Origin of the sequence: Belliella kenyensis (assembly GCF_022549675.1) — a bacterium.
Classification (GTDB): domain Bacteria; phylum Bacteroidota; class Bacteroidia; order Cytophagales; family Cyclobacteriaceae; genus Belliella; species Belliella kenyensis.
The window spans coordinates 232,530-245,589 of sequence record NZ_JAKZGR010000005.1 but is presented as its reverse complement, the minus strand read 5'-3'; the positions used below and the strand labels follow the sequence as shown (position 1 = coordinate 245,589).

Below are 13,060 nucleotides of genomic sequence, written 5' to 3'. Positions count from 1 at the left end.
TCACTTAAAATAACAAAAAAAACCTTAGACATTCTATAAACATCTAAGGCTTTATCAAGAAGAACTCACTTCTTTTTAAGTCAACAATCTTCAATAATCATTACACTACTATTCCATTCAAATTACCGCCTACCATATTCAGCCTTTGCTTCATCAAGGAAGTTGACGAAGTTTTGGATGTTGGTATCGTATGCTTTTGGTCTTACTAGAAGCTCCTCATTATGATCCAGGATCACATAGTATGGCTGGGCGTTGTTGTTGAAGCGGGTGATTTGGAAATCAGCATTTTGTTTGCCGATGGTCTTTTTTTCCTTACCGTCATATTCAGAAGTGTACCATTCAGACTCAGGTAGCTCAAAACGTTCGTCTATATATAGCGCTACCACTACGAAATCTTCATTTAATCTTTTCAAAACCTGTGGGTCAGACCATACACGGGCTTCCATTTCTCTACAGTTCACACAGCCGTGACCAGTAAAATCTATAAAAAGCGGCTTATCCGCTCGTCTTGCAGCTGCTAAGGCTTGCTCATAGTCAAAGTAACCTTGTATTCCATGAGGAAGGTGCAGAAGTTCTGCATATTTAGGTACCTCGTCCAAGGTGCCAGCTTCAGATACCGTTAGTCCTTTGGTCTCAGTGATGTTGAAGTCGTGAGTTGCCATAGGTGGAAGGTATCCGCTCAGTCCTTTCAGCGGAGCACCCCATAATCCTGGGATAAGGTACACCACAAATACAAATGTACTTATGGCGAGCATCAGCCTAGGTACACCGATGTGATCCATAGGTGAGTCATGTGGTAGTCTAATTTTTCCTAAAAGATAGAATCCAAGAAGTGCAAATATCACGATCCAGATGGCTAGGTAGATGTCTCTGTCCAAAAGTCCCCAATGATATACTTGATCTGCGACCGAAAGGAACTTGAAAGCAAGTGCTAGCTCTAAGAATCCCAATACCACTTTGACAGAATTCAACCAGCCCCCTGATTTTGGTAGGGAGTTCAGCCATTCTGGGAAGATGGCAAATAGCGTAAATGGAATGGCAAATGCCAAAGAAAATGCAAACATCCCCAAAATAGGCTTGAGCAAAGCTCCTCCAGCAGAGCTTATCAAAATCGAACCAACGATAGGCCCCGTACAGGAAAACGAAACAAGCACAAGTGTAAATGCCATAAAAAAGATACCCGAAAGTCCCCCTTTGTCTGCTTTGGCGTCTACTTTATTGACCAAGCTACTTGGTAGTGTAAGCTCGAACATCCCCAAGAATGCGAAGGCAAAGAAGATGAATACTAAAAAAAAGAAAATATTCGGCACCCAGTGTGTCGAAAGCCAATTGGCAAACTCAGGTCCTTGTATCGCTGCTACTGCAGTCCCAGCAATGGTATAAATCGCAATGATAGATAGTCCATACAAAAAGGCGTTTTTGATTCCTGCAGCTCTTGATTTAGATCTTCCTGTAAAGAAAGTCACTGTCATGGGGATCATTGGAAATACACAAGGTGTCAGTAATGCCGCTAGACCAGCAAGAAACGCCAAAATCATAAAGCCAATCAAACTTTCTTGGTCTTCATCGGCTGCTAGGTCTATAAAGCTTCTTTCCTCAACTTTATCTTCCTTCACTTCATTGCCAGCTGTGGAGGTGGTGTCTACGTGATTCTCATCTTCAGAAGTAAGGCTATCGGAAACAATCGAAACAGCTTCCTCTGATTCAGAATTAGAAGCGATTGAGCTAGCAGTAGCTTTGGAGCGTATGGTGAAATCTTCATCAAAAGGTACACACTGACCTGTGACATCTGTACACATCTGATAGCTAAGAGCTCCAATTATTATGATTTCTTCGCCTGTGATTTTGATGATTTGTTCGAAAGCACCATTGACTTCAAAGTAGGTGACATCACCTTCCCAGATTTCATCATACTTTTTCTTAGGATTGATTGCTTTGAGTTTATTGACCAAAGTAAAGCCCTTTGACTTTTTCTCATCGATCTCTAGCTCGGTGAGCATAGGACCCAAATCAGGATCAAAATCATTGGAATAAATGTACCAATCTCTTGGAATCTGGGCTTTGAATACGATTTTTACTTCATCTCCTACTTTGAGTTCTTTTTCATTCAACTGTATCGACCAGCTAGGTGGAGATACCATTTGCGCAAAAGATAAAGTGCTTAATATCAGAAGAAATGATAAGATCAGAGATGATTTAAAGCTTTTTGACATGATTGTAGATGAAATGCTAAACTGATTCTAAAAATAAGAAAATTGATAAGAAAGTTCAGTGTTTAATGATATAGGCGGTAAAATTCAAAAAACCCTCCATGATTTTCAAATTGTAGCATGGAGGATTTTGAGGTTTATTTATTTACTTGCTTCTTCTTTGAAATATTTGAAAAACAAAGCGATGGTTTCTATTCCCATGTAATAGTTTTTTACACCATAATGCTCGTTTGGTGAATGCAGTGCATCAGTATCCAGTCCAAACCCAAGAAGAATTGGGTCTAGCCCAAGTTCTTTTTGGAACAGTGAACAGATAGGTATGGATCCACCTTCTCTTGTGGGTATGGCTTTTTTACCAAATGCCTCTTTAATGGCCAAATCAGCTGCCCTGTATCCAGGGGTCTCCGTAGATACTACGGCAGCTTGGCCGCCGTGATGAGGAGTTACTTTTACTTTGACTGAAGCTGGTGCTATGGCTTTGAAATGTTCTTCAAATAGTCTCGAGATTTCTTTATGATCTTGATTAGGGACAAGTCTCATGGAGATTTTTGCATAGGCTTTGGAAGGAAGTACTGTTTTGGCACCTTCTCCAGTGTATCCGCCCCAGATACCATTGACATCGAGTGTAGGTCTGATACCTACCCTTTCGATAGTAGAATATCCCGCTTCACCATGCACATCATTGATATCTAGTTCTTTTTTGTAAGCTTCTAGGTCAAATGGGGCGTCATTTAGTGCTTTTCTGTAATCATCAGCGTAGGTCTCTACTTTATCATAGAAACCCGGGATGGTGATATGATTGTTTTCATCTTGTAGAGAAGCGATCATTTTGCACAAGATATTGATCGGATTAGCTACTGCTCCGCCGTATGTGCCAGAGTGGAGGTCCCTATTTGGGCCTGTGACTTCCACTTGCATATAAGCCAACCCTCTTAGACCTACGGTTACAGAAGGATTTTCCAAAGAAATCATGTGGGTGTCTGACACCAATACTACATCTGCTTTGAGTTTTTCTTTATTTTCTTTGACAAAAATATCCAAATGCTCAGAGCCTACCTCTTCTTCACCTTCTATCATAAACTTGATGTTGCAAGGAAGCTCATCATTTGACATCATGGCTTCGAATGCTTTCACGTGCATGTAGAATTGTCCTTTGTCGTCGGCAGATCCTCTGGCAAAAATAGCTCCTTCAGGATGTCTCTCAGTTTTTTTGATCACTGGCTCGAAAGGAGGAGAATCCCATAGCTCATAGGGATCAGCTGGCTGTACATCGTAGTGACCATAGACCAAGACAGTAGGTAGCTCGGGATTGATTATTTTTTCTCCATATACGATGGGATAACCTGCTGTTTGGCAAAGCTCCACATTGTCTGCACCAGCTTTTTCCAAACTAGATCTCACAAACTCCGCCGCTGCAAAGACATCGTCTTTGAACTTGGGATCTGCACTTACAGAAGGTATTTTCAATAAGTCTATGAGTTCATTTAAAAACTTCTCTTGATTGTCTTGGATGTACTTTTTTACTGACATACTTGGGTTTGTTTTAGTTTATTTCAAAATATCCTAAGACATATGGTCTCAAGATATTTGGTGTCAAAAAACATAAATCTCTTCATGGATCTATGATTCAATGATTGACTAATTGACCTCAAAATTACGTGATATATCAGGATTTGCCTATTTTAGTCAAAACTTTTATCATGAAAGCGATCATTTGTCAAGCCCATGGATTACCGAATACCCTAATCTATGATGATATTCCAGAACCTCAGATAGATGCTCACGAAGTATTGATACGTGTGGAGGCATGTGCTGTGAACTATCCAGATATCTTGATGATTCAAGACAAGTATCAAGTCAAGCCAGATTTGCCATTTTCTCCAGGTGGAGAAGTTTGCGGGATTGTGGAAAAGGTGGGTTCAGAAGTTACTCATCTTTACGTAGGACAACATGTATTGGCGCTGTGTGGATGGGGAGGATTTGCAGAAAAAGTGAAGGTAACTGCCGAAAGGGTTTTCGAAGTACCACAAGAGATCGATGCTGTGTCAGCAGCAGCTTCTTTGTACACTTTTGCTACAGCATATCATGCGTTGAAAGATAGAGCAATGTTAAAAAGTGGTGAGACAATGCTGGTTATGGGTGCTTCGGGTGGTGTTGGATTGGCGGCAGTGGTATTGGGCAAGTTGATGGGGGCGCATGTGATGGCAGCAGGGAGCTCTCTGGAAAAACTCGAAATATGCAAAACCTATGGTGCTGAGGTATTGATGGATTACAACAAGGATGATTTCAAAGAAAGGATAAAAGAAGCAACGAATGGAAAAGGTGTGGATGTGGTATTGGACGTGGTGGGAGGAAAATATGCTGACCCAGCCATGAGGGGAATGGCATGGAAGGGTCGGTATCTTATTGCAGGATTTACCTCTGGAGAGATTCCAAAAATTCCCTTCAACTTACCATTGCTCAAAGGCTGTGCAGTTCTTGGGGTGTTTTGGGGTAGGTTCTCCAAGGAAGAACCTGAAGCTCATCGACAAAATATCAAAGCCCTCACCAAGTTACTAGTAGAAGGTAAAATAAAACATCATGTCTTCAAAACCTATAAGCTAAACGAAGCTTCTAAAGCCTTGCAAGACATGATGGATAGAAAGATAATAGGAAAGGCAGTAGTTACAATTTCTTGAAGTTAGACTCAATAGAATATAACTGTTTTGTTTCCAAAAGCTAAAACCTTGTGTTCTAGGTGATACTTAATGGCTTTGGAAAGTACAACTTTTTCGATGTCTTGACCCATTTGGACCAAGTCCGAAATGGTGTTGTGGTGACGAACTCTAGCCACGTCCTGCTCGATGATAGGACCAGCATCCAACTCTTCAGTGACATAATGCGCTGTAGCACCGATGATTTTTACACCCCTAGCATAGGCCGCATGGTAAGGCTTAGCGCCTACAAATGCTGGCAAAAAGGAGTGGTGAATGTTGATAATTTTGTTTGGATAGGCTTTTATGAAGTCTTCGCTCAGGATTTGCATGTATCTGGCCAAGACCACAAAGTCTACCTCATGCCTTTTCAGGAGTTGTAATTGTTTTTCTTCAACATCCTTTTTGTTTGACTTATCCACAGGTAAGTGTACAAAAGGAATGTCAAAAGCTTGTACAATAGCCTGAAGATCATTGTGATTTGAGATTACCAAAGGAATCTCCACATCAAACTGTCCTGCATGGTACCTGCTTAGAATATCAAAGAGACAATGGGAAAGCTTGGAAACAAAGAGTGCCATTTTGGGTTTTCTGTCATTGAAGTAGAGCTGAAAGTCCATAGCAAATTTTGTGGCTATTTCTTTTTCAAAAGTATCGTAGATTAGTTCTTTTTTCAAAGCAAAAGTATCTAGCTCCCAAGATGCACGCATGAAAAACATGCCGAGCTCTTGGTCTACATGTTGATCTATTTCTAAGATGTTTCCTTTGTTTGCAAATAGAAATTCAGATACTGCTGCTACGATACCTTTCTGGTCGGAGCATTGAATGATTAGCGTGGCGCGATTCATAATAGATAGGTTTGGAACTCGAAAAGTAATGCAAAATAACATAAATCCCGAAAATGGGATTGAAATTTCTGAGCTAAACTGATTTTACAAAATATTAGATGGTACTTAAAGAGGTGTTTTGAATGTGATAAGCTGTCCATTGAAAACAAATGATTTGACAGTCGTTTCAATGGTCAGCCACAAACTATTTTTCAATAATTAAAGCAAGATGATCAATAGGATCAAAATCACAATCAAAGCTCCTGTGGAGATGTAGAGACCATTACCTCTGTTTTGAGCTTCTTTTTTCAATTCTCTCAATTCTGATCGTACTTCTTTTCTTTCTTCTTTAGTCAACCCTGTAAAATCCATTGCTTTAATTTCATTTACCCTAGATTCGATCTCCTCTAATCTGATTTTGTCTTCAGCGGATATTTCTTCTGTTTTGAGGGCAGATTTTTCTTTGGCTAAAGAGACGCTGGTGTTCAAACCCAAGAAAAGTAGCGTCACGAATGCAATTTTTAGTATTCTGTTCATATGTAAATAATTTGTTTTAAAGTTTATATAAAATAGCCATGCATATACGCTAAGCAAGTACAGAGGGAAATGACATGGCTATTTTATAAATACAAAATTTAGACTATCATTTCAAACTTCCAATCATATCTTCAGGTTTTACCCATTCGTCAAACTGCTCGTTGGTCAAGAGTCCAAGTGCGATGGCAGCTTCTCTCAAGCTAGTTCCTTCTTTATGGGCTTTTTTAGCGATAGCTGCGGCGTTTTCATAGCCAATGTGTGGGTTCAGAGCCGTTACGAGCATCAATGAGTTCTCTAAGTGTTGCTTGATAAAAGGAGTGTTTGGCTCGATTCCTACTGCACAGTTGTCATTGAATGATATGGCGGCATCTCCAATAAGTCTAGCAGACTGTAGGAAATTAGCAATCATCATTGGCTTGAATACATTGAGTTCAAAATGCCCATTGGATCCACCGACAGAGATAGCGACATCATTGCCCATTACTTGGGCGGCTACCATGGTCATGGCTTCCACTTGAGTTGGGTTTACTTTCCCAGGCATGATAGATGATCCAGGCTCATTCTCAGGTATTAGGATTTCGCCTATTCCAGATCTTGGACCAGAGGAAAGCATTCTGATATCATTGGCGATTTTCATGAGACTTACTGCGATTTGCTTCAATGCACCATGAGCTTCTACGATTGCATCATGAGCTGCTAGTGCTTCAAACTTGTTTGGAGCAGTGACAAGCGGTTGACCAGAGAATTCGGCTATTTTTTTGGCTACCAGCTCTGCATATCCCTTGGGAGTATTGAGTCCGGTACCTACTGCGGTACCTCCGAGAGCAAGCTCAGATAAGTGTGGTAGGGTATTTTTCAATGCTCTCAAGCCATGGTTTAGCTGTGCTACATATCCAGAGAACTCCTGACCAAGTGTAAGTGGAGTGGCATCCATGAAGTGTGTTCTACCGATTTTGACTACATTCATGAATTCTTCCGATTTGGCTTGCAAGGTATCTCTTAGCTTTTCGATACCTGGAATAGTGGTCTCTACGACCATCTTATAGCCTGCGATATGCATGGCTGTAGGAAAAGTATCATTTGATGATTGAGACTTGTTCACATCATCATTGGGATGGATTTTTTTCTTTTCGTCTTCTAGTGAGCCTCCCAAAAGCACATGAGCCCTGTAAGCGATCACTTCATTGGAATTCATGTTGGACTGAGTACCAGAGCCTGTTTGCCAAATTACCAATGGGAACTGATCATCCAGTTTTCCCTCTAAGATTTCATCACATACCTTGGCGATGATTTCGGCTTTGTCCTGAGCCAATACACCAAGTTCAGCATTGGTAAGAGCTGCTGATTTTTTCAATATGGCAAAAGCACGAATGATTTCGATCGGCATACGGTTTCGCTCACCTCCGATTTTGAAATTATTGATAGATCTCTGTGTTTGTGCTCCCCAGTACTTGTCAGCAGGGACCTCTACAGCACCCATGGTGTCTTTTTCTATCCTGATACTCATGATATTTATAAAGTTTTTAGTTTGTTTTCAATTATTCTGGTTCAACAATAGACGGTACATTAAAAGTTCTATGCTTTCTGTCTTGATCAGTAGATCCTTTAGTCCTTTCTCTTCAAGGGATGTGGAAAACATGGAGTTGCTAAATTACTATCTCGTTGGGATAATCCATAGCGTTTGTTTGGATTTCCTCAAGAGATAAGTTTAAATGATATCTATACTTTCCTATTGCAGCTACCCAGAAGAGAGAAGTTCTAGGCAAGTGCGCTTCCCTACCTATTCAAAAACTTTTAAAAGTGCTATTTGTTCCATACTATTGAATACTCTTGATTAACGCCCTCAGGCACTATAAAACTATAGCTGCTTTTGAAATTAGGGTCACATGGAAGAAGATTCCGTGTAAAAAACTTTTTCCAAGATTTTTTTGCCAACTAGATTCCCTTGTTTTTGCCCTTCTACTATGCCATCCATATAGTGAATTCCACCATAAAACCTTGAAATAGCAGCTTCTTCGGCCGCTTGAGTAAAGGAACTGAAGCTCCTAGCTGGAAGTCCATATTTCATTTCCACGGTATCTGTAAAGGCAAAACCATCTCCAAAATAGTTTGTCAGGATAACAGCAGAGGCGGTAGAAGCTACAGAGTGCCCACTGAGATACTCAGGAAAAGGAGGGGTCTGTAGCAATGGAACATATTTTGGATCAATGTGTTTACGGATGGCTGTCTCAGGCCTTATTCTATTGCTTCTGTATTTTTCATCCCAGCAGGCCATAAATGCATCTTGTAGCGTCATTGCTAAGATGGTGTTGATTTCCATCACTTTAGTGAACTCTAATTCGGCATCTTTGCAGGCAATATTGGCAATTCCCATCCAATGGGCTCCAGGTGAGATTTTTTTTAAACCTATCATCAGGTGCCCTCTATCTTCCAAAGCAAAGGGATTACAGTCCCAAAATGATGCGATTATCTTTTTTTCTTCTGTAAGATCCTGAGAGTAGACTTCTTCTGCCAACTTGAAGAATTCAGAATCTCTTTGATCTGAAAATGCAATAGGGGGTGTTGGGGCGAATTGGCTTGCTGAATCTAGAAAGAATGGTCGAATAGTGTGAAAATAGGGTTCTACGGGAGGGAAATATCCTGGAGGTGTTGGGTACCAGCTTCCCTCTGTTTTTATAGGGCTATAGCGTGGTAGGTTGCTGGTTTGGTTATATTTATCAGAAAGTGCAAATGTCAAAATCTCTTTGCTAATCGATATGGCATAATTTTCCGAATCAAGGATTGTCTGTGGAGAAAAGCCCAAATCGATGTGTTTGGCTTTGAAATTTTCTATATGTTCTGCATGTTGGAATCCAGATGGTTGAATAGAAGATGCAGTATGCAGCATTGCCAAAACAGCACTTATCTGTGGATGAATATGGGGATAGTTGGTGTTTTCCACAGATATTACAGGGTAATCATTGATTTTGGATAGAAGAATATTTGTAGTAGAATCATTCAATGCCACCAATCCAGAAAGACTGATATAGGCAAAAAACCTCGCCGCCAATGGAGGGTTGGTGACATCATGTACCATGACTTCAGTTACTTGGCCTATGACCTGAGAGATTTCATAAGGAGAAATACTTACGGGCTCATTAGAAGAAGATTGGCAAGATAACTGGGCAAGCAGTATCAATACTGCGAGGTAAATGTTGAATGCTGTTTTTAGTAATTTATAAAGCATACTTCGTTTTGGTTATTTCTGGTCCTTTTGATAGTAGCTCGTAGCTTCAAATATTTTTTTGTTGAGATCATTAATGTCTTGGCAGGCCAATTCCAACTTCTATTCTTTTGCATCCCAACTTTGGAAATCTATGACTCAATCTTTAAATTCATAGTGGACAATTCCTCTTCCAATTATATTGAACAAGAATGTATTTTCATTCTTTTTGACGATATTTCTCGTATCTCCTATCAATTGTAGCCCTGATATGTTTTGGGGAATGTATTTCAAATCCCCATTTTGATCTATTTGAAACAATAACCCATGATTAGCATCTATTTTTCCGATTCTCAATCTACCAGTTTCTGTATTTCCAGCCATCAATAGATATTTTATTCCAGTATCAGGGTTTTGAAAATGATGAATAGCATGCACTGGTGCAAACTGAGCCTCTATTGGGATTTCTTGAGGTCTAAATTTGCCATCAGTGCCCAATTTGAACACAGCAGTTTTTAGGTAATTTGCAATCAGATGCCCAGCTCCTTTCATTTCTTCTGCATCAAATATATCTTCAATCTTGGCAGAGGAAAAACTTTCATAACTGGGGAATTTAGCTCTTTTGTTCGTAAACTGTTCCAATAATTCATCTCTTGTCAAGAAGGGGTATGATTCTCCCTGTATATAAAATGTAAGTATGGGATCGACTGATCCATTTTGGTCAAAATCTTTGTAAAATAGCTCAACTGGCTCACTTGGGTTAGCTTTTACTTGACTGTTTGACCCATAATTTCCCACGATAATCTCTTGGTTTCCATTTTCATCTATATCCTGAATGGTCAATGTGTTCCACCAACCTTTATACTCTTGGTCAAAGTAGTCTTCTGTAGCAAATACAAGTTTGTTTCCTTTGTTCAAAAACACAGTGATAGGCATCCATTCTCCCACCAGCACCAAATCCTCTTTACCATCTCCATCCAAGTCTGTCCAAGCAGCATCTGTTACCAAGCCGATTTGCTTAAGTGCTGCATTGTATTGCTCAGTCTGATCTTGGAAATTTCCACTACCATCATTAATCAGGATATAGCTCCTGGGTAATTCAGGGTATTTTCCTGGGATGACCCGACCACCGACAAACAAATCGGGATGACCGTCACCATTGATATCAGAAACCCTAACGCAACTTGTGCTAGTCAGCATTTCTGGTAGGTGAGTTGGAGATGGTGATAGATGGCCGAGTCCATCATTGAGGTAAAGCATGTCTTGAAGATCGGGATCTTCTGGGGAAAAATTCCCGTAGCCGCCTCGTGCAACATACATATCCAGGTGTCCATTGCCATTGGCATCGAAAAACAATACATCAGTATCCTCAGCGTTTTTTTGCTGATCAAATATGTCTGTTTGAGGATGTAGCGTGTATCCTCCTGATTTTTTTTGTAGATATATCTTGGCGGAATATCCAGCCAATCCACCAATAAACACATCATCAAGCCCGTCACCATTGATATCAGCCATTCCCATGGCAGTTTTTGATGCTGAGAGTGGATTGACTAGCAATGCCTGTCTCTTAAAATCATTGGACACCCTTACTTGTTGGTTAGGGAATGGTGAATTGATCAAGTTGAAGAGTTTTTTGGGGTTGTTTTTTTTCGATAAAGTAGGCTTTTTATCTTCTTTTTCGTAGATGGTCAGCTTTTGGTTAGAATCTATAGCCTTTAGTGTTTGGGCATTGCCATTGAGCCACTCGATGACCAATGAATCTACTTTTTCTGAATCTCCAAGTCCAAAGTGAATGACAGGAGATACACTTGATTGGTAACCTCTGGTAGGCATCTGTTCGATGACCTGAAATTTACCGTCATGATAGACACTCACCTTGGAGCCTAGTCCAAACCTGTTTTTGCCTTCACCCTCTAAAACAACTTTTAAGTATCTGTTATCTGGGTGAATCTCGGATGTATTTTTGAATATCGAGGCTGGAAGATTGACATTATTGACTATGAGTTCAAGATCTCCATCATTGTCTAAATCAGCATAAGCAGCCCCATTGCTATTAGAGACATGATTTATCCCCCAATTTTTGGTTGTATTTTCGAAAGATATCCCAGATTGGTTTTTGAAAATATAATTGACAATATCAGAGGCAGGGATTTTATTGACGAGCTCCAATACATTTTGCCTTTTGAGGTTTCCCTCATGTGTTTGTACATAATCCCCCATGTATTTGAGGAAATCTAAATTTGTATAGTCCTTCAAATATCCATTGGTGATGAAGAGGTCTTTCCAACCATCGTTATCAAAATCGGCAAACAATGCCGCCCAGCTCCAATCCGTATTGGATATACCTGCTAGCTGTCCAATTTCACTGAAGTACCCATTTCCGTGGTTGAGATGCAGCATGTTTCTCATGTATTGGTGGTGAAAACCAGCACCGACCATGAAGTCAAATTTTTCATAATTATCAGGAGCCATCAGGAGTTTTTGCCTTTTATTACCTTCCGGAAGCATATCTATGGTAAAAATGTCCACAAGCCCATCATTATTGATATCTACCAATTCATTTCCCATAGAAAACTGACTGATGTGTCCCAAAGATTCCTTGATCATGTCTTTGAAAGTTCCATCTCGATTATTAATGTATAAGTAGTCAGGTGCCATGTAATCATTGCTGACATATATATCAGGCCATCCGTCTCCATTGAGGTCCGCAATACCTACTCCTAAACCATAGGAAAGTGCAGAGTTTTGGATTCCTGCTTTTTGGGTAACTTCTTTAAATTTCCCATTATCATTTCTGAACAATTGAGAACCTGCCGGATCTTGATGTTTTAATAATTCCGCTGTACTCGCTTCATCCAGGACGGGTAGTGATTTGGGATTGTGGTTTAATAAAAACATGTCCAAATCTCCATCTTTATCATAATCGAAAAACACAGCCTGAGTGGAATAAGAGTCAATGGCCAAACCATAATTTTCCGCTTCGTCTTTGAATATTGGAATGCCTGAATCATTTAATCCCTGATGGATAAACAGTTGGTTTTTTCTTTTTTCTGCTGCGACACTACCAGAGTAGCATACATAAATATCCAAAAGTCCGTCTCCATTGATGTCGACCATAGTGACTCCCGTGGTCCAAGGGCCTGGCCTGCCCGCTACCCCTGAGGATGTAGTAATGTCTTCAAACTTAAGTTTTCCTTTGTTGAGGTAAAGCCTGTTGGGAACCATATTTCCTGTGAAATATATATCATCGAGACCGTCGCCGTTGAGATCTCCTACAGCTACACCACCACCATTGTAAAAATATTCGTACATCAGTACGTTTGTATTCAGCCCTTCGGTCAGTTCATTGTTGAAATCTATGCCCGTGTACTCAGTACTTAGCAATTCAAACAAAGGTTGTGCAGGATCATCGGAATTATTGTTTTCAGCAGTGTCAATAGATTCAGAACATGCGTTTAATAAAAGCAAAGCACAGATTTGTAAAATAAAAGGGTGGAATTTTGGCATAAGGCAATTTATCAAAACATCACAAATAAAAAAGCAACTTAACCAAAAAACCTATGTTTCTTGTTTAAGTTGCTTACTTGAGGG

General features: G+C 40.1%; 8 protein-coding genes. 1 reads left to right on the top strand and 7 read right to left on the bottom strand.

The annotated features are described in order from the left end of the window. Nucleotides 1-122 precede the first annotated feature (122 nt). Both MM214_RS07315 and MM214_RS07310 read right to left on the bottom strand, forming a co-directional pair. Nucleotides 123-2,213: a protein-disulfide reductase DsbD family protein gene (locus tag MM214_RS07315; RefSeq protein ID WP_241293863.1), complete on the bottom strand. Its 2,091-nt coding sequence runs from the start codon at nt 2,211-2,213 to the stop codon at nt 123-125. Nucleotides 2,214-2,351: 138 nt separating this feature from the next. After that, nucleotides 2,352-3,740, bottom strand: coding sequence for a dipeptidase (locus MM214_RS07310; protein WP_241293860.1), 1,389 nt, complete (start codon nt 3,738-3,740; stop codon nt 2,352-2,354). Between the two features lie 170 nt (nt 3,741-3,910). Between MM214_RS07310 and MM214_RS07305 the strand changes: the two genes are divergently transcribed. Continuing rightward, a complete protein-coding gene (locus tag MM214_RS07305; RefSeq protein ID WP_241293857.1) occupies nt 3,911-4,888 on the top strand; it encodes an NADPH:quinone oxidoreductase family protein in 978 nt (325 codons plus the stop codon). A gap of 8 nt (nt 4,889-4,896) precedes the next feature. On the opposite strand, the gene purU is transcribed toward MM214_RS07305, so the two are convergent. The 5 genes from purU to MM214_RS07280 all read right to left on the bottom strand — a co-directional run bounded on the left by purU (nt 4,897) and on the right by MM214_RS07280 (nt 12,781). Continuing rightward, on the bottom strand, nt 4,897-5,751 hold the full coding sequence (purU, locus tag MM214_RS07300; RefSeq protein ID WP_241293854.1) for a formyltetrahydrofolate deformylase: 855 nt from the start codon (nt 5,749-5,751) through the stop codon (nt 4,897-4,899). A gap of 198 nt (nt 5,752-5,949) precedes the next feature. Continuing rightward, the gene (locus MM214_RS07295; RefSeq protein WP_241293851.1) at nt 5,950-6,267 is read right to left on the bottom strand and encodes a hypothetical protein; all 318 of its coding nucleotides are present in this window, start codon (nt 6,265-6,267) and stop codon (nt 5,950-5,952) included. Nucleotides 6,268-6,373: 106 nt separating this feature from the next. Continuing rightward, entirely contained in the window at nt 6,374-7,774 is a 1,401-nt protein-coding gene (fumC, locus tag MM214_RS07290) for a class II fumarate hydratase (protein WP_241293849.1), read from the bottom strand. Nucleotides 7,775-8,149: 375 nt separating this feature from the next. Beyond that, complete coding sequence (locus tag MM214_RS07285) at nt 8,150-9,493, bottom strand: vanadium-dependent haloperoxidase (protein ID WP_241293847.1); 1,344 nt, start codon at nt 9,491-9,493, stop codon at nt 8,150-8,152. 135 nt (nt 9,494-9,628) lie between these two features. Next, on the bottom strand, nt 9,629-12,781 hold the full coding sequence (locus tag MM214_RS07280) for a VCBS repeat-containing protein (RefSeq protein ID WP_435374029.1): 3,153 nt from the start codon (nt 12,779-12,781) through the stop codon (nt 9,629-9,631). Nucleotides 12,782-13,060: the final 279 nt, after the last annotated feature.

What these genes read in the sequence shown, in the direction of transcription:
- fumC (WP_241293849.1), bottom strand. Translation starts at nt 7,774, where the DNA reads ATGAGTATCAGGATAGAAAAAGACACCATGGGTGCTGTAGAGGTCCCT.
- MM214_RS07285 (WP_241293847.1), bottom strand. Translation starts at nt 9,493, where the DNA reads ATGCTTTATAAATTACTAAAAACAGCATTCAACATTTACCTCGCAGTA.
- MM214_RS07310 (WP_241293860.1), bottom strand. Translation starts at nt 3,740, where the DNA reads ATGTCAGTAAAAAAGTACATCCAAGACAATCAAGAGAAGTTTTTAAAT.
- MM214_RS07315 (WP_241293863.1), bottom strand. Translation starts at nt 2,213, where the DNA reads ATGTCAAAAAGCTTTAAATCATCTCTGATCTTATCATTTCTTCTGATA.
- MM214_RS07295 (WP_241293851.1), bottom strand. Translation starts at nt 6,267, where the DNA reads ATGAACAGAATACTAAAAATTGCATTCGTGACGCTACTTTTCTTGGGT.
- purU (WP_241293854.1), bottom strand. Translation starts at nt 5,751, where the DNA reads ATGAATCGCGCCACGCTAATCATTCAATGCTCCGACCAGAAAGGTATC.
- MM214_RS07305 (WP_241293857.1), top strand. Translation starts at nt 3,911, where the DNA reads ATGAAAGCGATCATTTGTCAAGCCCATGGATTACCGAATACCCTAATC.
- MM214_RS07280 (WP_435374029.1), bottom strand. Translation starts at nt 12,781, where the DNA reads ATGTACGAATATTTTTACAATGGTGGTGGTGTAGCTGTAGGAGATCTC.